The organism is Jiangella mangrovi, from assembly GCF_014204975.1.
GTDB lineage: Bacteria > Actinomycetota > Actinomycetes > Jiangellales > Jiangellaceae > Jiangella > Jiangella mangrovi.
Genome location: NZ_JACHMM010000001.1, coordinates 6,283,264 through 6,302,058 on the forward strand (window position 1 = coordinate 6,283,264; position 18,795 = coordinate 6,302,058).

The 18,795-nt window shown below is 73.0% G+C and carries 15 protein-coding genes; 14 read left to right on the forward strand and 1 reads right to left on the reverse strand.

Annotation, left to right across the window (positions count from 1 at the left end):
* Nucleotides 1–126: 126 nt before the first annotated feature.
* From HD601_RS29010 to HD601_RS29045, 8 genes are all read left to right on the forward strand, one after another.
* Nucleotides 127–1,347 carry a mandelate racemase/muconate lactonizing enzyme family protein gene (locus HD601_RS29010; protein ID WP_184827882.1) on the forward strand — a complete coding sequence of 407 codons (1,221 nt, stop codon included), beginning with the start codon at nucleotides 127–129 and terminating at the stop codon, nucleotides 1,345–1,347.
* 2 nt (nucleotides 1,348–1,349) lie between these two features.
* Nucleotides 1,350–2,384 carry an NAD(P)-dependent oxidoreductase gene (locus HD601_RS29015; protein WP_184827884.1) on the forward strand — a complete coding sequence of 345 codons (1,035 nt, stop codon included), beginning with the start codon at nucleotides 1,350–1,352 and terminating at the stop codon, nucleotides 2,382–2,384.
* A 136-nt stretch (nucleotides 2,385–2,520) separates the two neighbouring features.
* Nucleotides 2,521–2,706 (forward strand): twin-arginine translocation signal domain-containing protein, encoded by a 186-nt coding sequence (locus HD601_RS29020; RefSeq protein ID WP_184827886.1) that lies wholly within the window; start codon nucleotides 2,521–2,523, stop codon nucleotides 2,704–2,706.
* Between the two features lie 4 nt (nucleotides 2,707–2,710).
* Nucleotides 2,711–5,365, forward strand: a complete 2,655-nt coding sequence (locus tag HD601_RS29025; protein WP_184827888.1) for a glycosyl hydrolase family 28-related protein — start codon at nucleotides 2,711–2,713, stop codon at nucleotides 5,363–5,365.
* 28 nt (nucleotides 5,366–5,393) lie between these two features.
* Nucleotides 5,394–6,449: a Gfo/Idh/MocA family protein gene (locus tag HD601_RS29030; protein ID WP_184827890.1), complete on the forward strand. Its 1,056-nt coding sequence runs from the start codon at nucleotides 5,394–5,396 to the stop codon at nucleotides 6,447–6,449.
* On the forward strand, nucleotides 6,450–7,532 hold the full coding sequence (locus HD601_RS29035; RefSeq protein ID WP_184827892.1) for a Gfo/Idh/MocA family oxidoreductase: 1,083 nt from the start codon (nucleotides 6,450–6,452) through the stop codon (nucleotides 7,530–7,532).
* Entirely contained in the window at nucleotides 7,517–9,619 is a 2,103-nt protein-coding gene (locus tag HD601_RS29040; RefSeq protein WP_221441408.1) for a glycoside hydrolase family 36 protein, read from the forward strand. Before HD601_RS29035 ends, HD601_RS29040 begins: the two co-directional genes overlap by 16 nt.
* Nucleotides 9,606–11,159, forward strand: coding sequence for an HNH endonuclease signature motif containing protein (locus HD601_RS29045; RefSeq protein WP_343076526.1), 1,554 nt, complete (start codon nucleotides 9,606–9,608; stop codon nucleotides 11,157–11,159). The genes HD601_RS29040 and HD601_RS29045 overlap by 14 nt, the downstream gene beginning before the upstream one ends.
* Nucleotides 11,160–11,173: 14 nt before the next feature.
* Here HD601_RS29045 and HD601_RS29050 read toward each other — a convergent pair whose 3' ends face one another.
* Nucleotides 11,174–12,544 (reverse strand): aspartate aminotransferase family protein, encoded by a 1,371-nt coding sequence (locus tag HD601_RS29050; protein ID WP_184827896.1) that lies wholly within the window; start codon nucleotides 12,542–12,544, stop codon nucleotides 11,174–11,176.
* 124 nt (nucleotides 12,545–12,668) lie between these two features.
* On the opposite strand from HD601_RS29050, the gene HD601_RS36115 reads away from it, so the two are divergent.
* Genes HD601_RS36115 through HD601_RS29080 form a run of 6 tightly spaced genes read left to right on the forward strand, consistent with a single transcriptional unit; the run spans nucleotide 12,669 to nucleotide 18,795 of the window.
* Nucleotides 12,669–13,682 carry a Gfo/Idh/MocA family oxidoreductase gene (locus HD601_RS36115; protein ID WP_184827898.1) on the forward strand — a complete coding sequence of 338 codons (1,014 nt, stop codon included), beginning with the start codon at nucleotides 12,669–12,671 and terminating at the stop codon, nucleotides 13,680–13,682.
* Nucleotides 13,679–14,440, forward strand: a complete 762-nt coding sequence (locus HD601_RS29060) for a Gfo/Idh/MocA family oxidoreductase (protein WP_184827900.1) — start codon at nucleotides 13,679–13,681, stop codon at nucleotides 14,438–14,440. Before HD601_RS36115 ends, HD601_RS29060 begins: the two co-directional genes overlap by 4 nt.
* On the forward strand, nucleotides 14,437–15,297 hold the full coding sequence (locus HD601_RS29065; RefSeq protein WP_184827902.1) for a fumarylacetoacetate hydrolase family protein: 861 nt from the start codon (nucleotides 14,437–14,439) through the stop codon (nucleotides 15,295–15,297). The genes HD601_RS29060 and HD601_RS29065 overlap by 4 nt, the downstream gene beginning before the upstream one ends.
* Nucleotides 15,294–16,871, forward strand: a complete 1,578-nt coding sequence (locus HD601_RS29070; protein WP_184827904.1) for an amidohydrolase family protein — start codon at nucleotides 15,294–15,296, stop codon at nucleotides 16,869–16,871. Before HD601_RS29065 ends, HD601_RS29070 begins: the two co-directional genes overlap by 4 nt.
* Complete coding sequence (locus tag HD601_RS29075) at nucleotides 16,868–17,695, forward strand: amidohydrolase family protein (RefSeq protein ID WP_184827906.1); 828 nt, start codon at nucleotides 16,868–16,870, stop codon at nucleotides 17,693–17,695. The genes HD601_RS29070 and HD601_RS29075 overlap by 4 nt, the downstream gene beginning before the upstream one ends.
* The gene (locus tag HD601_RS29080; protein ID WP_184827908.1) at nucleotides 17,692–18,795 is read left to right on the forward strand and encodes an alanine racemase; all 1,104 of its coding nucleotides are present in this window, start codon (nucleotides 17,692–17,694) and stop codon (nucleotides 18,793–18,795) included. Before HD601_RS29075 ends, HD601_RS29080 begins: the two co-directional genes overlap by 4 nt.

The window sequence follows — 18,795 nt, forward strand, 5'->3', positions numbered from 1 at the left end:
AAAACGGTCTTTCACATTGGGGAGTGTCCTGGCGACAGGCTCTCACTGTCAAGACCATCGCTGATCAGGCAGGATCTGAAGGCGAAGGGCTTGACTTGGAACATCGTGTCAAAAACGATGGCTCACATGCGTATCACCGACGTCACGGCCGTGCTGCTCACCGGCCCGTCCAGCAACGACCCCTACATCACGTTCGCGAAGAAGCTGCGGACGGCCGCGTTCATCGAGGTCCGCACCGACGCCGGCCTCGTCGGGATCGGCGAGACCTACATCGGCTACTTCTTCCCCGAGGTGGTGCCGCACGTCGTCGACTACGTCCGGCCCATCCTCGTCGACGGCGACACCACCGACCCCGCCGTGCTCAGCACCCGGATGCGCCGCTGCCTGGGGTTCTGGGCCCGGGTCGGCGCCGGCGCGGGCGTGCTGTCCGGGGTCGAGGCCGCCCTCTGGGACCTCGCCGGCAAGGCGGCCGGCGTCCCCGTGCACGAGCTGCTCGGCGGCCGCAAGCACGACCGGCTGCGGGCGTACGCCACCGGCGGGCCGTCGCCGTGGCCGCCGGACGAGCTGAAGCGCAAGCTGGACCGGTACACCGAGCTCGGCTTCACCGCGCTCAAGGTCGCCACCGGCTACCTCGAGATGTCCGGGCGCGAGGAGATCCTGCCCGCCCCCGGCCCGCAGGCCGCGGCCGAGTTCGAGGCCGAGAAGCTGGCGCTCATGCGCGGGCACCTGGGCCCGGACGCCGAGATCATGCTCGACGGCCACATGGGCCACCGCAACGGCGTGCACCGCTGGGACCTCGCCACCGCCCAGGCCGTCATGGAGGCCGCGGCGCCGTACCGGCCGGCGTTCTTCGAGGAGCCGCTGGCCTACGAGGACCCTGACGAGTACGCGGCCCTGACCAGCACGTCCCCGGTCCCCATCGCCGGCGGCGAGCAGCTGTTCTCCTACGAGGAGTTCCGGCTCTGGATGAGCCGCGGCGCGTTCGCGATCGCCCAGCCCGACGCCGCGCTGCTGAGCATGCCCGAGTTCGTGCGGGTCGGCGAGCTGGCCGCAACGCAGGGCCGGCACGTCGTCTCGCACGCGTGGAGCGCCGGCGGCGGGTTCATGCAGAACGTCCACGCCGCGTTCGCGTCGCCGTCGACGCTGATGGTCGAGATGGCCCCGGACCCGGGCGAGCTGCACACCGCCCTGTGGGGCGACAACCTCGTCATCGAGGACGGCCACGTCCTTCCGCCGACCGCGCCGGGCCTCGGCGTCGAGCTGACCGACGAGGTCAAGCGGCGGTTCCCCTTCCAGCCCGGCATGGAGGAGTTCTCCAGTGTGCCCGGCAAGACCCTGCGGAGCTGACGATGACCCAAGTGACCCCTACCGAGCGCATTCTCGTCGCCCAACCCGTGCTCGAGGCCGGCCTGGAGCGGGTCCGGCGACTCGCGCCGGACGCCGTCGTCGACGTCGTCGAGCCGTTCGGCCCCGATGCCGTCCTGCCGGACGAGCTGGTCCGCGACACGACCGTGCTGTTCTCCGACTGGTGCCCGGCCAACGTGACCGCGATGACCCGGCTGCGCTGGATGCAGCTCGGCTCGCACGGCTACTCGCACCTCAACGGCGTGCCGCTGCCCCGGGACGCGGTGGTGGCGAACGCCAGCGGCGTCAACGACATCCCCATCGCGGAGTGGTGCGTGCTGATGATGCTCGCGCTGGCCCGCGACGTCCCCGGCATGCTCGAGGCGCAGCGCGAGCACCGGTGGGACCGCGACGCGCGGTTCCAGGCGGAGCTGCGGGGGCGGCGGGTGGGCATCCTCGGCTACGGCAACATCGGCCAGGAGCTGGCCCGGCTCTGCCGCGCCCACGGCCTGGAGGTGTGGGCGCTGTCGCGGTTCCGCCCCGGCGGGCGCGAGCTGCGCTACGACCCGCTGGACCGGCCCGCCGGCAGTGTCCCCGTCCCCGACCGCTCGTTCACCCGGGACCAGCGCGACGAGTTCTTCGCCGGACTGGACGTCCTCGTCGTCACCACGCCGGTGACCAGCACGACGCGCGGCCTGGTCGACGAGGCGGCACTGAAGCTGCTGCCGTCGCACGCGGTGCTGCTCAACCCCGCGCGGGCGGGCGTGGTCGACGAGGCGGCACTGCTGGCGGCGCTGCGCGAGGGGACCATCGCCGGGGCTGCCCTGGACGACCACTACCGGCAGCCGATGCCGCCGGACGACCCGTTCTTCGACCTGCCGAACGTGATCGTCACCGCGCACGTCTCCGGGTCCAACTCGAGCACCTGGTTCGTCGAGCGGATCTGGGACCTGTTCGCCCGCAACCTCGAGCGGCACCTCGGCGGCGACCGCATGCTGAACGTGATCGCGCGGGACGATCTGGAGCTTGCGGACTCTTGACATGAAACTCTCTTTTGGATCAGGATTACGCCATCTTCCCTGCTGACGTCGGCTCATGAGCGCGTTTCTGACAGGTCATTCCACGATCGACTGCATGAATTCGGCCATTCCCTCTCCCTCTCCCCTGGAGGTCAGCATGGTCAATCTCAGCCGACGATCCGCCCTGGTGGGCGTGCTCGCGACCGCGGGAGGCGCGGCGGCCGTGGCTGCCGCCGTCACCCGCCTGGACGTTCTCCCGCCCGCCGACGAAGGACCCGACGAGGCCACCCGCGCCCACGAGGCGCGGCTGCTCGACCACCTCCACGTCCCGGCGCTGGGCTGACGTCATGGCGACTTACGACACGATCGCCGACCTCAAGGCCGCGTCCGTCCCCGCCGACGGCACCCTCGCCGACGTCCTGGGCTACTGGGAGGCCGGCGACGGCGGCGACGGCCGGTTCGTCTTCGACTCGGGCTCCACCAAGGACGACAACGCCGGCACCTACATCGCGCCCACCAGCGGCAGCGGCCGCTGGCACCGCATCATCGAGAACGGCACCATGTCGGCCAAGGCGTGGGGCGCGCACATCGACAACCTCACCGACGACGCACCGGCGCTGCAGAACGCGCTGGACTTCATGGCGCACGACACGCCGTACGAGCTGTACCTGCCGGCCGGCGACTACGACATCCGCTCGCCGCTGAGCTACGTCACGTCCGGCCACTCCGTCGGGCCGCAGATCCGCGGCGCCGGGCACCGTCAGGACGCGGAGGTCATGGGCCCGGTCGGCACCGCGCTGCACTGGCGGTTCACCGGCCACTCACTGCTGCGGATCAGCAACGACGAGCCGCAGCGCTTCAACGAGGGCGGCTATCTGCGCGACTTCGGCATCGACGCCGAGCCCCGGCCCGGTGATCCGGACCTACCGCCGAACTCGCAGGCGGCCGGCATCGAGCTGTCGAACTGGTGGCTGTTCAGCATCGAGAGCGTCTCGATCATCAAGACCCACGGGCACGGCATCTGGGCGCCCACCCGGTTCACCGCGATCGACATCAGCGTGAGCGACGGGGGCAACCCGCTGTCCGGCGCGGACCAGCGCCGGCCCAACGACAAGCCGTACGCGTGGGTCGACAACACCGGCAACCGGCACGGCAGCATGGCCGAGATCCTGGCGCACGTCGACATCGACGGCGGCGCGATCCAGGGCTTCCTCATCCGCCGGGCCGGCTTCGGCTACCAGGTGAACGACCCGGTCCGTGTCACCGGTACGGGGTCGGGCTTCGAGGGGCACGTCTCGGCGGTCGACGCGAACGGCGGCATCACCGCGATCGTCGTCGACGAGAACGGCAGCGGCTACGACACCGACACGCTCTACAACAACGAGGACGCCTTCAACGTCGCCGGCTTCACGTTCCGTGAGGTCATCATCGTCGGCAACGACGGGTGGGGCGTCTCGATGCCACACTTCGCCTCGGGCGGGCACCTCTACAGCTGCTACATCGTCGACAACAAGATGCACGGCGTCATCGTGGGCGGCAACTCCACCCACATCATCGGTGGCGCGGTCGCGTCCAACGGCGTGCACCCCACGGCCGGCTTCTTCCCCGGTATCTGGGTGCGCCGCGGCTACTCCAGCGTCAACGGGTTCCGGACCCAGGGCTGCGAGCTGGACGGCAACGGCTACGCGCACATCTGCTTCGACGGCGCGTCCGGCGCCCTGGTCGAGGACACCCGGATGAACTCCTGGGTGACGATCAGGCCGGACATCGTGCCCCGGATCGGCCAGCTGCCGCCGTCGCAGGTGAAGTTCGACATCGGCAACTACCGGGTCGCGAACAACGGCATCAAGCTGAGCCGGTGCATCCACCGGGCGCAGCCGAACGACGGCTTCGTCGCCACCAGCCCCGTCGCCACCAGCAGCGGGAACGACACGGTCACGTTCACCGAGGACCACGCGGCGAACCCGATCCTGGACTTCTACCCCGGCGTCACCGTCAAGATCGTCAAGTCCGGCGGCACCCTGGTCACGTTCGCCGGCGGCGGCACCACCACCACGGTCGAGTCGGTCGACTACGACAACGACGAGATGGTGCTGGAGAACGCGCCCACCGAGACCCTCGCCATCGGGGCCGGCGCGGTCATCAAGGAGGCGATCGGCGACAACAACGTGAACTGGTACGACTTCGGCCGCACCATCGCCAACGCCGCCATCAAGGTCGAGATGCCGGTGCCCAGCCAGCTGCCGGCCACCTACACCAAGTTCGCCAACCTCGACGACACCCAGCCCTTCGCGCTGATCGACGTGCAGGACTGGACACTGGACCGCCCGCACATGGTCGGCGGCAACAACACGACGCTCGCGCGCGTCCCCGGCGCCGCCGAGCCAGCATTGGGGTTCGTCGTGCCGACGACGGCGGTCGACGTACCGTTCACCCAGGTCATCTTCGACCCGTACAAGCGGATGCAGGTCGTCAGCGACGCGCCGACCGGGCGGTACTTCGTCAAGGGCTCCGGCGTCTACCAGGTCAACGGCACGCTGGCCTTGTCCGACTCCATCGCCGGGGACGTCATCCAGGTCTCGGTCATCCAGCGCACCATCACGCTCGACGAGAACGGCGTCCCGCTGGACCCGGCCGCCGTCCCCAATCCGACCGACGTGGTTCTGTCGGACTTCCGCCGGGTCTGCACCGGCGCGCTCAGCACCAACTACCCCGAGTCGTTCACCTTCGAGGCCAGTGTGGCGGCCATCCAGCGTGACACCTATCTGGGGGCCACACCCCCGCCTGGCGTCAACAGCGGCGACGCCGGACTGCTCTGGTTCAACCAGCAGACGAAGGTGCTGAAGCGATGGAGCGGCACGGCGTGGGCGGTCATGCCGGGCTGGACCACCGCCTACAACCCGACGGTGACCCTGTCGGTGCGGGTGCGCAGCTTCACGTCGGCTCGCAAGCTCACCCACCTGTCCGGCCGCAATACCGTGTGCTTCAACCAGATCCACTGACGAACCGATGAACCGAGAGGACCCGTCCATGCAGGAGAGTTCCCCACTGACCGCGGCCGTGGTCGGTGCCGGCCTGGGCGGGTCCTTGTCGATCCGCGCGCTGCGCGAGTCGCCGCGGTTCCGGCTGGTGGGGGTGGCCGACGTCCGGGCGGAAGCGCTCGAGCAGTACGCCGCCGACGTCGCCACCTTCACCGGCCACGAGGAGATGCTGAAGACGTGCACGCCCGACGTCGTGTGCGTCTCCACCTACGCCCCCAGCCACCTCGAGCTGACCCGCGCCGCCCTGGACGCCGGGGCGCGCGGGCTGCTGGTCGAGAAGCCCTTGTCGGACACGACGGCCGACGGCCGGGCCGTGCTCGACCTCGCCCTCGAGCGCGGCGTGCCGGTCGTCGTCCCGCACGGGCTCATGACCATGAGCGGGCCGGCGGAGGTGCTGTCGCGGGTGCGCGACGGCGCCGTCGGCGAGCTGCGGCTGGTCGAGATCGAGTGCGCCCAGTGGGATGTCATCAACGCCGGGATCCACTGGCTGCAGTTCTTCCTCGCCCTGGTCCACCCCGACCCGGTCGAGACCGTCCTCACCGCCGCCGACACGTCCAGCCGCACCTACCGCGACGGGATGCAGGTCGAGACCGAGGCGGTCGTGCTCGCCCGCACCCGCGGCGGCGTGCGTGTGGTGCTCAACACCGGCGACTACCTGCCGATCGCCCGCGAGCGCACCGGCGCGCTGTTCCGGATCGTCGGGACCACGGGCTTCATCGAGTACGCCCCGTGGGAGAACGGCTACACGATCGTCGCCGACGGGCAGCCCCGGCTCGACGTGCAGGTCGAGCAGTACGAGGTCGCGCTGCACCGCCGGCACCTGGAGCACTTGGCCGACCTCGTCGTCGCGGGTACCACCGACGACTACGTGCCCGAGACGTCGCTGGCCGCGCTGGAGCTGGTCGAGGCCGCCTACCTGTCGCACCGGGTGCGCGCGGCGGTGACGCTGCCGCTGTCGTCGTACACCCCGCCGGACCCCGCGCCGTGGGACCCGGGCATGCCGTACTCCGGGACCGGCGGCGGTCGCAACGGGCGGGAGCTGTAGATGATCGAGCTGTCCGTGGTCGGCGCGGGCTGGCGCGCCGAGTTCTTCCTGCGCATCGCCCAGGCGCTGCCCTCGCTGTTCGCCGTGCGTTCCGTGGTCGCCCGTTCGGAGGCGCGTGCGGAGCGATTGCGTGCGGTCTACGGCGTGCGGGTCGTCGACGGCGTCGACGCCCTGTTCCGCGACGGGGCCGGCGACGCCGCCGTCGTCGTGCTGCCCGCCGCCGCGGCCCCCGAGGTCACGACGGCGCTGGTGAAGGCCGGGACGCCGGTGCTGACGGAGACGCCGCCGGCGCCGGACGTCGCGGCCATGCACGAGCTGTGGGCGGTCCTCGGCGGCGACGCCCCGGTGCGCGTGGCCGAGCAGTACCGGCTGCAGCCGCACCACGCAGCGCGGCTCGCGCTCGCCGGTTCCGGCGTCATCGGCCCGGTCGGCTACGCCCGGGTCTCCGTCGCGCACGGCTACCACGCGACCAGCCTGCTGCGGCTGGCGCTCGACGCCGGCATGGAGTCGCCGCTGGTCCGCGCGGTCACCCACCTGGACCCGGCGGCACGCGTGCATGGCCGCGACGACTGGCATGCCGAGGTGGTCGTGCGGCCGGGGGTGAACACGATCGCGACGCTGGACTTCGGCGACCGCATGGGCGTCTACGAGTTCACCGGCGAGCAGTACCTCTCCCCCATCCGCGGCCGGCACCTCACGATCCGCGGCGAACGCGGCGAGATCGCCGACGACGCCGTCGCGTACGTGCGCGGCCCCCGCGACGTCGTCCGCACCCGCATCGTGCGCGACGACACCGGGCTCGACGGCGACCTCGCCGGCCACCACCTGCGCGGGCTGGACTGCGACGGGCGGCGGGCGTGGACCAACCCGTTCGGCACGGCCCGGCTGTCCGACGACGAGCTCGCCGGGGCCGGCGTGCTGGCCGAGCTGGCGGAGTTCGTGCGCACGGGCGGCGACGGGGGTGGCTGCGGCTACGGCCTGGCCGAGGCCGCCCAGGACCAGTACCTGGCCGCGCTGATCGACGAGGCGGCGGCGTCGGGCGAAGCGGTCCGGGCCGAGCCGCAGCCGTGGGCGAAGCGGTGACCGACACCGTCGTCGAATGGGGCGAGGCGCCGCTGACCGTGGCGATCGCGCTCGACGACGACCGGCCGCGGCTGGTCCGGTTCGGCCCGCCCGGTTCGGCGGTGCCGCTCGAGGTCGCGCTGCCACCGGTCGAGCTGGAGTTCCACGGCGCCGCGAAGGGCCGCGGGTCGCGCCACGTCGAGCAGGCTGCGTCGGCCCGGCTGCGCTACGCCGGCCACGACGCGTCCGAGGAGCGGCTGGAACTGCGGCTGACCGACCCCGAGACCGGCCTGCTGGTCGTGCAGACCTGGCGCCGACGGGCAGCGGTCCCCGTCCTGCAGTGTCACGCCGAGGTGCGCAACCATGGCACGGCGCCCGTGACGCTCCGGTATGTGTCGTCGCTGGTCGTGGCCGGGCTCGGCGGTTCTGCGCCGGGGCCGCACTGGACGGAGCGGCTGCGGCTCTCGTACGCGTCGATGGACACGTGCGCGGAGTTCCAGTGGCGCACGCAGACGCCGGCCGAGCTGGGCATCGTCGACGTCGGCATCGCCGGGTCGACCCGCCGGCGCATCGCGCTGACCAGCCTGGGCTCGACGCCGTCGGGCGAGTACCTGCCGGCCGGCGCCGTCACCGACACCGTCGGCGGGACCACGTGGGCGTGGCAGATCGAGCACAACGGCGCCTGGCACTGGGAGGTCGGCGACCACCGCGACCACGGGTACCTCGCGGTGAGCGGCCCAGCCGACCAGGAGCACCAGTGGCGGCAGGTGCTGCGGCCCGGCGAGGTGTTCCGGACGGTGCCGGTCGCGGTCGCCGTCGGGGATGACCTGACTGGAGCGATTTCTTCGCTCACGGAGCACCGCCGGGCGATCCGCCGGCCGCACCCGGACACCGTCGAGCTGCCCGTGGTCTTCAACGACTACCTCAACTGCCTGTGGGCCGACCCCACCGAGGAGAAGCTGCTGCCGATCGTCGATGCCGCCGCCAAGGCCGGCTGCGAGGTGTTCTGCGTCGACGCCGGCTGGTACAGCGACGAGCCGTCGTGGTGGTCCAGCGTCGGCGAGTGGGAGCCGTCGGCCCGCCGGTTCCCGAACGGGCTGTCGTCCGTCCTGGGCCGGATCGCCGCGCTGGGAATGACGCCCGGGCTCTGGCTCGAGCCCGAGGTCGTCGGCGTCGACAGCCCGGTCGCCGCGTCGCTGCCGCACGAGGCGTTCTTCCAGCGCGACGGCCACCGCGTCGACGAGCGCGGTCGGTACCAGCTCGACCTGCGCCACCCCGCCGCCCGCGCGCACCTCGACGCCGTCGTCGACCGCCTGGTGTCGGAGTACGGAGTCGGCTTCCTGAAGTTCGACTACAACATCAACATCGGGACCGGCACCGACGTCGACGCCGACGGACCCGGAGCGGGGCTGCTCGGCCACAACCGGGCCTGGCTGCGCTGGGTCGAGGACCTGCTGGACCGCCACCCCGGGCTGGTCATCGAGTCCTGCGCCGGCGGCGGCGCCCGCCTCGACTACGCGACGCTGGCCGTGCACACCCTCCAGTCCACCAGCGACCAGGCCGACCACCTGAGGACCGTGCCCATCGCCGCGGCCGCCGCCAGCGCCGTCGCGCCCGAGCAAGCGGGCGTGTGGGTCAGCCCGCGGCCCGAGCTGACGCTCGACGAGACACACCTCTGCGTGGTCAACGGCCTGCTCGGGCGCATGCACGTCAGCGGCCGGCCGGACCTGCTGTCCGACGAGCAGTTCGAGGCGGTCGCGGCCGGGATCGCCGTCTACAGGTCGCTGCGCGGGCTGATCCGCTCGGGGCGGCCGCTGTGGCCGCTCGGGCTGCCCGGCTGGACCGACGACCTGGTGAGTTACGGCCTGGTGGCCGGCGCCGAGACGCTGCTCGCCGTGTGGCGGCGGGGCGCCGTGGGGCCTGCGTCCGTGGAGCTGCCGCTCCCGCACCTGCGCGGCCGCCCGGTCACCGTGGAGTGTGCGTACCCCGCCGGCGCCGACGTCGGTCTGCGGTGGGACGGCGACGGCGGCGTGCTGACGGTGACGCTGCCGGCCGCGCCGGTCGCCCGGTTACTCAGGCTGAGCGACCTTGTCGGTGGGTCCGGGTAAGATCATTTGCATGTTCGAAGAAGCCGAGCTGTCTGCTCCGTCGCCGGGTGATGCCCCGGCGATGGATGCCGAGCTGCGTGCCTTGTTGAATGGGGTGGCGGCGTCGTATGCGGATGGTTCGGCGGCGGTGCTGGACATTGATGCGGTGGCGGTGGGGCCGGAGTTGGCGGCGTTGCTGGCGCGGCGCGATCCTGCTGCGGCGGGTGATGTGTTCGACGTGGTCGAACAGGTCGCCGGGTGGGTGCGGCAGGTCGCCTGGGCCGAGGCCGGGCGGGCTCGGGCGCTCGCGGCGTTGGCGGCGCGGGCGGAGCTGCGGCCGGCCGAGACGGGCTATCGCTCGGTGAACCCGGTGACGAACGCGGCGGTGGTGGTGGCGGGGCGGTGTCAGCTGACGGCCAAGCAGGCCGAGGGCCTGGTCGGACCCGCGGTCCAACTCCTGCGTGACTTCCCCGACACGTGGGCGGCGTGGTGGGCCGGGTTGATCGACTGGCGGCGAGTCCGCGCCATCCTCGACGAGCTCGGCGGGCAGGACCCGGACGTGCGGCGGCGGGTCGAGGCGGCCGTACTGCCGCGGGCGCCGCAGCTGGACTCCGTCGCGCTGCGGAAGCTGATCCGGCAGTTGCTGCACGAGCTCGCGCCGGTGTCGGCGGCGCAGCGCCATCAGGTCGCCCGCGACTCCCGCTATGTCATGGTGACCCCGGCGTCGGATGGGATGGCTCACCTGGAGGCGCGGTTGCCAGCCGAGGACGCCGCCGCCCTGAACACCGCGCTGAACGCCGCCGCCGCGGACTTGAAGCGCGCCGACGCGGCCGCGGGTGGGCCGGTCAGGTCGAAGGACCAGCGCCGCGCCGACGCGCTCGCCGAGCTCGGCTGGGCCGCCCTGACGGCGTGCGCCGACGGCGCCACCGGCACCACGGCGTTCGGCCATCCCGCCGCGACCACGCCCGACCACACCGGCCTCGCCGACCCGACCGGTCATGCCGCGGCTGCCGACTCGACCACCGGCTCGGCCGCTCCCGGAACCAGGGCGTCGAAGCGGCGGGCGCGGCCGGTGAGCGTGCACGTCACCATCCCGTTCGGGTCGCTGGTCGGGCTGACCGATGAGCCGGGTGAGCTCGACGGCTACGGGCCCATCACCGCCCAGGTCGCCCGCACCCTGGCCGAAGAAGGTGTCTGGACCTGGTTGAAGACCGATCCCGGGACCGGGCACCTGCTCGACATGGGCCGCACCCGGTACCGGCCGTCCAAGGCGCTGGCCGACTTCATCACCGCCCGGGACCGGACCTGCCGGATGCCCGGCTGCCACCGGGCCGCCCGCGGTGGTCACATCGACCACGTCAAGCCCTTCCACCAGGGCGGGACCACCTGCGCGGCGAACTGCCACACCCTCTGCGAGACCCACCACCTGCTCAAACACCACGGACGCTGGCGAGTGACCCGGCTACCCGACGGAACCACCCGATGGATCAGCCCCACCGGCCACACCTTCACCCGACCACTCGAGCGGATCGGCCCCGTCAGCGGAGCCGACCCGCCATGACCACCAGTGGCCGGTCAGACCCGGGGGGCGAGGCCCTCGGCGGCCATCTCCTTCAGCACGGCGCCGGCGGCGTCGAGCGTGCGCTCGATGTCCTCGTCGGTGTGCGAGCCGGACACGTGGTTGCGCTTGAGGGCGATCGGCAGCATGAGGAAGCCCTTGTCGGTCATCCGCCGGTGGAAGGTGACGTAGGCGCGGGCGTCGTTGCGCAGCAGGTCGCGGTAGCCGCGGACCGGCGGCGCGACGAAGTAGACGTTGAACGTGCCGCCGAAACCGCTGACCGAGGCCGAGATGCCGTTCTCCGCGAGCAGCGCCGCCAGCCCGTCGCGCATCCGCTGGCCCAGCCGGTGCGTCCGCTCGTAGAAGTCGGGGTGGTCGCGCAGGTAGCTCACCGTCGCGATCGTCGCAGCGGCCGAGACGCGGTTGCCGTTGAAGGTGCCGGCCATCAGGACGTCGCCGCCGGCGGTGTCGAAGCGCTCCATGAGCTCGCGCCGCCCGGCCAGCCCCGACACCGGGAAGCCGTTGCCCATCGCCTTGCCGTACGTCGTGAGGTCCGGCAGCACGCCGCAGACCTGCTGGTAGCCGCCCAGGCTGTGCCGGAAGCCGGTGATGACCTCGTCGAAGATCAGCAGCGAGCCCTGCTCGCGCGTCAGCGTGCGCAGACCCTCGACGAACTCCTGGGTGGGCAGCAGCGCGCCGACGTTGTGCGGGATCGGCTCGAGGATCACGGCCGCGATCTGCTCCGGGTGCGCCTCGTAGAGGGCGCGGACGGAGTCGAGGTCGTTGAACTCCGCGATCACCGTGGCGTCGAGGACGGCGTCGAGGATGCCGGCCGACAACGGGTCGCGGCCGTACGCACGCTCCGGCGGCGAGATCATGTTGCGGGCGACGGAGTCCGACCACCCGTGGTAGGTGCCCTGGAACTTCACCAGCAGCGGCCGCCCGGTGACGGCGCGGGCCATGCGGATCGAGTGCGCCACCGCCTCGCTGCCGCTCATGACCGTCACAGCCTGCTCCGCCGACGGGATCACGCTGGTCAGCAGCTCGGCCATCTCGATCTCGAGCTCGGTGATGCCCAGGCCGATGAGGTCGGGCCGGTCCGTGATCGCGCTGATCACGGCCTGGTTGACCACCGGGTGGTTGTGCCCGAGCAGCACCGCGCCGAACGCCGCGTGGTAGTCGAGGTAGCGCCGCCCGTCCGCGTCGGTGACGTAGGCGCCGTCGGCCCCGGTGAACGCGTACGGCGAGCCGATCCACCGCGTCACGGTGTTCGCGCCGCCCGGGATGACCCGGCGGGCCGCCTCGTCGAGCGCCGCGCCGCGAGGAGACGCGACGGAGCCCACGGACAGGGTGCCCACCGTGCGCGGCTGCAGGTCTGGGATGGCCATGTCGTCCCCTTGATCTGAACCTTGATCTGGAATTGTGTTTTGTATTTGGAGGCTAAGGACCGCCACAGTTCCATGTCAACCACCAGGCACTTGACAGTGGACTACCGAGACCTAGTCTTGAGTTGTGGAATCGAGTTCCGGATATAACCCGCGGGTGGGCGTCCTCGTCGTCGGCACCGGCGCCATCGCCGAGCTGCACCTCGCCGCCGTCCACCGTCACCCCGATGCCGAACTGGCCGGCGTCGTCGACCTCGTCCCCGCGCGCGCCGCCGCGGCCGCCCGCGCCAACGGCGGCGCCCCGTGGAGCGCGGACCTCGCCGAGGCACTGGCCTGGCCCGGCGTCGACGCCGTCATCGCCTGCGCGCCCAACGACGCCCACGCCGAGATCGGCGTCGCGGTCGCGGCCGCGGGCAAGCACCTGCTCATCGAGAAGCCGCTGGCCACGACCGTCGACGACGCGCACCGGCTGGTCGCGGCGTTCGCCGAGCGCGGCCTGATCCTCACCGCCGCGCACACGCACCGGCACTACGAGTACGCGCGCTCCGTGCACGCCGCCATCGCGGCCGGCGCGGTCGGGCTGCCGCGGCTGATCCGCCTCAGCGTCCTCGGCGGCTGGATCTGGCCGGACTGGCGCGCCTGGGTGCTCGACCCGGCGAAGTCCGGCGGCCACGAGCTGCACAACGGCGTGCACCTGCTCGACCTCGTGACCTGGTGGATGGGCGACCGGCCCACGCGGGTCTTCGCGCGCGGCCGCAAGCAGACCGCGGCCGAGCTCGAGATCCACGACTACCTCGAGCTCGTCGTCGAGTTCGAGGGCGGCGGCGTCGCCGTCTGCGAGATGAGCCGCGGCCACCGCCCGGCGACGCTCGGCTACCGCGACGTGCTAGCGGTCGGCGACGGCGGCAGCCTGGCGGTCCCGTGGGACGCGGCCGCGTCGGTGCTGTTCGGCGAGTCCGGCACGGCGCTGCTCCCGGTCGCCGAGTCCGACGGCTTCGCCACCCAGTTGGACGCCTGGCTGACGGCGGTGCGCGGCGGCCCCGACCCGATGCCCGCCGCCGAGGCCGCGCTGGCCGTCACGCTCGCGGTCGCCGCGCGGCGGTCCATCGCCGACGGCGTCCCGGTGGAGGTTGCGGCATGACCGGCCCCACGCTCCGCGCCCGGCTCCTCGGGCTGACCGAGCAGCACCCGTACGTGACGGCGTTCCGGTCGCACCCCGGCTTCCGGGTCGTCACCGGCGACGACGAGGCCGAGGTCGTCTTCGTCGCCGCGCCGCTCGCCGACCGGCCGCGCACCGTCGAGGCCGCGATCAAGGCCGGCAAGCACGTCGTCGTGCACGGCGTGCTGGCCGAGGACCCGGACGACGCCGCGGCCATCGCCGCGCTCGCACGCGACCAGGGCACCGTCTGCCTGCCGGACTACCACGTACGGTTCCAGCCGGCCGTGCGCGCGGCCCGGGCCGCGGTGGCGGCCGGCCGCATCGGGCTGCCGTGGAACCTGCAGGGCGACCTCGTCAGCGCCGACACCGACGCCCGCCCGCAGTCGCTGGCCGTCCACGCCGTCGACACCGCGCGGGCGCTCGTCGGGCTGCCGGTCCGCGCGGTGCGCACGCACGACGCCGGCAGCGTGCTGCTGCTCCTGCTGACCCACGACCACGGCGTCACCAGCACGCTCGCCGTCGGGCACGCACCCGGCGCGGATACTCACCGCTACCGGATCAGCGGCTCGCACGGCATGCTCGACGTCGACGCGAGCAAGCCCGCCTGGGCCGGCGGCGCGTCGATGGCCGGGCTGCTCACCGAACTGCACACCGCCGTCGTCACCGGACGGCCGGCTGAGCTGAGCCTCGACGACGCGGTCGAGGCGCAGCGGGTCATCACCGAGGGGAGCACGGCATGAGGCTGGTCAGCTACCTGCGCGACGGCGCACTGCGCCACGGCGTGGTCGCGGACGCCGAGCACGTGGTCGAGCTCGGCGACGGCGACCTCGCTGTCCTGCTCGAGGCGCATGGCACGCTGCGCGACTGGACCCCGCCCGGCGGGCCGCGGCACCGGCTCGACGGCGTCCGGCTCCGGGCGCCGCTCACCCGGCCCGGCAAGCTGCTCGCCACCGCCGCGAACTACCAGGCGCACGTCGTCGAGGGCGGCGCGGCGCCGCTGGACAAGTCGGCCCTGGCGCCGCGGCTGTTCCTCATGCCGCCGACCGCCGTCGCCGGCCCCGGCGACCCGATCACGCTCCCCTCGGTCAGCAGCCAGATCGACTGGGAGGCCGAGCTGGTGGTCGTCGTCGGCGCCCGGGCCCGCGACCTCACGCCGGACGAGGCGCTCGGCGTCGTCGCCGGGTACGCCACCGGCAACGACGTCTCGGCCCGCTCGATGGACTACGGCTACCCGCGTGACACCGACGCCGCCGTCGGGTTCTTCGACTGGCTGGCGGGCAAGTGGCCCGACGGCTTCTGCCCCTTCGGCCCGTACCTGATGACGGCCGACGAGGTGCCCGACCCGCAAGACCTGCCGATCACGCTGACGGTCAACGGGAACCTCAAGCAGGCGGGCTCGACCAAGGACATGATCTTCACCGTGGCCGAGCTGCTCGCCTTCGCCTCGCGGCTGATGACCCTCGAGCCCGGCGACGTGCTGCTGACCGGCACCCCCGCCGGCGTCGGCATGGCCAGCGGCGAGTTCCTGGCCGACGGCGACGAGGTCACCGTGAGCATCGGGGCGCTCGGCGAGCTGACCAACCGGATGGTGAAGTGACCGGGGGCCTGACCATCCTCCTGAGCGGCGGCGACGTCCTCGACGGGCTCGGCGGGCCGGCGGTCCGCGCCGACGTGCTGGTCCGCGACGGGAGGGTAGTCGCGGACGGGCGCCCCGACACCGCCGTCGATGTCACCGGCCTCACCGTCTGCCCCGGCTTCGTCGACCTGCACTCGCACTCCGACCTCACGCTGCTGTCCGCGCCGGAGGCGCCGAGCAAGGTCCGCCAGGGTGTCACCACCGAGGTCGTCGGCAACTGCGGCCTGGGTGTCGCACCCATCGCGGACGAGGCCGACGTACCTGAGCTTCGCGCCGCCGCCGGATACCTCGACCTCGACCCGGACGTGGCGTTCGGCTGGCGCGGCTTCGGCGAGTACCTCGACGCGCTGACGGCGGCCCGGACCAGCGTCAACGTCGCCGCGCTCGTCCCGCACCTGCCGCTGCACGTCGCCGCCGCCGGCTGGGACGATGGCCAGGCCGACCTCGACCGGCTGCGCGGCCTGCTCACAGAGTCGTTCGAGGCGGGCGCGGCGGGGGTCTCGACGGGGCTCTGCTACGGCCCGCTGGCGCACGCGGACGAGGCGGAGCTGACGGCGATCGGCGAGGTCGCCGCGCGCCACGGCCGGCTGTTCGCATGGCACCTGCGCGACTACGGCGCCGGCCTGATGGACGCCGTCGACGAGGCGCTGCGGGTGGCCGAGCGCACCGGCTGCCGGACGCAGCTCTCGCACCTCGTCTCCGTCGGCAGGAAGAACTGGGGCGGGGTCGCGGCCGCCCTCGAGCGCATCGACGCCGCCCGCGAGCGCGGCGTGGACGTCGCCGTCGACGTCTACCCGTACCTCGCCGGCAACGCCCCGCTCTCGCAGCTGCTGCCGGCGTGGGCGCAGAACGGCGGCGCCGACGCGATGCGCGCGCGGCTGGCCGACCCGGACGTGCGCGAGCGGGTCGCCGTCGCCTGGCGGGACCTGCCGTGGACCTGGGACGAGATCACCGTCAGCCGGGTGCCGCCCGGCTCCCCCGGGTCCCCCGACGACGCCACCACCGGCCGTACGCTGGCCGAGCACGCGGACCCGGCGGAGGCCGCGATGGACCTCATCCAGCGCCACGGCAACGCCGTCCTCGCCGTCGGGACCGGCCGCAGCGAGGACGACCTGCTCGCGGCGCTGCGCCACCCGGTGTCGGTCATCGGCTCCGACGGCTTGGCCACGGACCCCGACGGCCCCACCGGCGCCGGCCTGCCGCACCCGCGCTCCTACGGCACCTACGCCCGGCTGCTCAGCGACTACACCGGGCCGGGCCGCCTGAGCCTGCCCGAGGCCGTCGCCAAGTGCACGTCCGCGCCGGCGGCGCGGGCCGGGCTGCGCGACCGGGGCGTGTTGACGGCAGGCCGCCCCGCCGACATCGTCGTCCTCGACCCGGACACCGTCACCGACCACGCCACGTACGCCGACCCGCAGCGCTTCCCCGGCGGCATCGCGCTGGTCATGGTCAACGGGATGATCGTGGTGGACGGCCGCGGCCACACCGGCACGCGGCCCGGGAGCGTCCTTCGAACCCGAGGAGAAGCCCTGTGATCGACGTACACACCCACTGCCTGCTGCGTGAGCACTGGGGCCACGAGTGGGAGCGGCACTGGCAGCCGGTGTACGGCCGCGAGTGGACCGACGTCAGCACCGAGCACTTCGACGAGGCGATGCAGGGGGTCACGACGGCGTTCGTGTTCGGCCTGCGCGCCACGGCCGTGGGGGTGGCGACGCCGAACGACTTCGTGGCCTGGTTCTGCGCGAACACCGCCACCGACACCGTCGGCTTCATGGCGCTGGACCCGTCGGACCCGGACGCGCTGGACCAGCTGGCCGACGGCGTCGCGAAGGGGCTGCGCGGCATCAAGCTGTACCCGGTGCTCGCCCGGTTCGACCCGCGCGACACCGCGTACGACCCGTTCTACCGCGCGGCGACGGAGCACGGGCTGGTCGTCCTGTGGCACATGGGCGCCACGCCGAGCCCGGCCGGCGACCTGTCGCTGAGCGAGCCGCTGCTGGTCGACGACGTCGCGCGGCGGCACCCCGACCTCGTGCAGATCATCGCGCACCTGGGTCACCCGTGGCAGCGCGAGACGATCGTCGTGCTGCGCAAGAACCGCCGCGTCTTCGCCGATGTGTCCGCCGCCTGGGCGCTGCCGTTCGACGGCTACCACGCGCTCGTGCGCGCCCAGGAGTGGAACGTGGTGCCGAAGCTGCTGTTCGGCTCGGACTACCCGCTGTGGACGCCGGCGCAGGCCGCCGACGGGCTGCGGATGCTGGCCGGCATGCGCCCGGACGGGTTGCCGCGGATCGAGGCGTCGACCCTCGAGTGGCTGATCGACGGCGACCCGCGGCCGGCGCTGGGGCTCGCGTGACGAGCGGTCTCGACGACGTCGCCACCCCGGCGCTGCTGGTCGACCAGCAGCGGCTGGACGCCAACCTGGCCGGCATGGCGGCGCTGCTGGCGTCGGCGGGCGTGGCGCACCGGCCGCACTTCAAGACCTCGAAGTGCCTGGAGGTGGCCCGGCGGCAGCTCGCGCACGGTGCCGTTGGGTTCACGTGCGCGACCCCGGCCGAGGTCCGACTGCTGCTGGACGCCGGCGTCGAGGACGTCCTGTGGGCGCACGCGCCGGTCGGCCCGACCAAGGTCGCGTTCGCCGTGGCGGCCGCCGCGGACGGCCGGCTGACCGTCGCGCTCGACTCCGCCGAGGTGGCCGAGCCGCTCGCTGCGGCGGCGTCGGCCGCCGGGGTCACCGTGCCGTACCTGCTCGAGGTCGACACCGGGCTGGGCCGCATGGGCGTCGCCCCGGAGGACGCCGTCGCCGCGGTCGAGAAGCTGGCGCCGTACCGCTCGCTGGTCCTGCGCGGCGTGATGACGCAGGAAGGGCACGTCGGCGCCGCGCTGGGCGACCGCGAGGCGCAGGCCGAGGCCGGACGAGCTGCCGGCACGGCGATGGTCGAGGCGGCCGAGGCGCTGCGGGCGGCCGGGCACGACTGCCCGGTCGTGTCGGTCGGGTCGACCCCGGGCGCGGCCAGCACGCCGTGCGTCCCCGGCGTCACCGAGGCCCGGCCCGGTACGTACGTCTACTACGACAGCAACCAGGTCGCCGTCGGCGCCGCGGCCCTCGCCGACTGCGCGCTGACGGTGCTCACGCGCGTCGTCAGCACCCAGCGCGGCGACCGCGTGATCGTCGACGCCGGGTTGAAGGCGATGAGCAACGACCCGGCCGCGGCCGGCGGCGGGCTGGGGACGGTCTGCAACGCCGTTCTCGCTCCCCTGCCAGGTGTCGTGTTCGCCTACGCACACGAGGAGCACGGGTTCCTCACCGGGCCCGGGACGGCGGGGCTCGCCGTCGGCGACCTGCTGCGGATCGTGCCCAACCACGCCTGCGGCACGACGAACATGTTCAGCGCCGTGCACGTGGTCGACGACGGCGCCGTCGTCGACCAGTGGCCGATCGAGGCGAGGCACTGA

Excerpts from the sequence above, each read along its gene's own strand:
- HD601_RS29015 (WP_184827884.1), top strand. The coding sequence starts at position 1,350 with ATGACCCAAGTGACCCCTACCGAGCGCATTCTCGTCGCCCAACCCGTG.
- HD601_RS29030 (WP_184827890.1), top strand. The coding sequence starts at position 5,394 with ATGCAGGAGAGTTCCCCACTGACCGCGGCCGTGGTCGGTGCCGGCCTG.
- HD601_RS29065 (WP_184827902.1), top strand. The coding sequence starts at position 14,437 with ATGAGGCTGGTCAGCTACCTGCGCGACGGCGCACTGCGCCACGGCGTG.
- HD601_RS29060 (WP_184827900.1), top strand. The coding sequence starts at position 13,679 with ATGACCGGCCCCACGCTCCGCGCCCGGCTCCTCGGGCTGACCGAGCAG.
- HD601_RS29020 (WP_184827886.1), top strand. The coding sequence starts at position 2,521 with ATGGTCAATCTCAGCCGACGATCCGCCCTGGTGGGCGTGCTCGCGACC.
- HD601_RS29050 (WP_184827896.1), bottom strand. The coding sequence starts at position 12,544 with ATGGCCATCCCAGACCTGCAGCCGCGCACGGTGGGCACCCTGTCCGTG.
- HD601_RS29010 (WP_184827882.1), top strand. The coding sequence starts at position 127 with ATGCGTATCACCGACGTCACGGCCGTGCTGCTCACCGGCCCGTCCAGC.
- HD601_RS29035 (WP_184827892.1), top strand. The coding sequence starts at position 6,450 with ATGATCGAGCTGTCCGTGGTCGGCGCGGGCTGGCGCGCCGAGTTCTTC.
- HD601_RS29025 (WP_184827888.1), top strand. The coding sequence starts at position 2,711 with ATGGCGACTTACGACACGATCGCCGACCTCAAGGCCGCGTCCGTCCCC.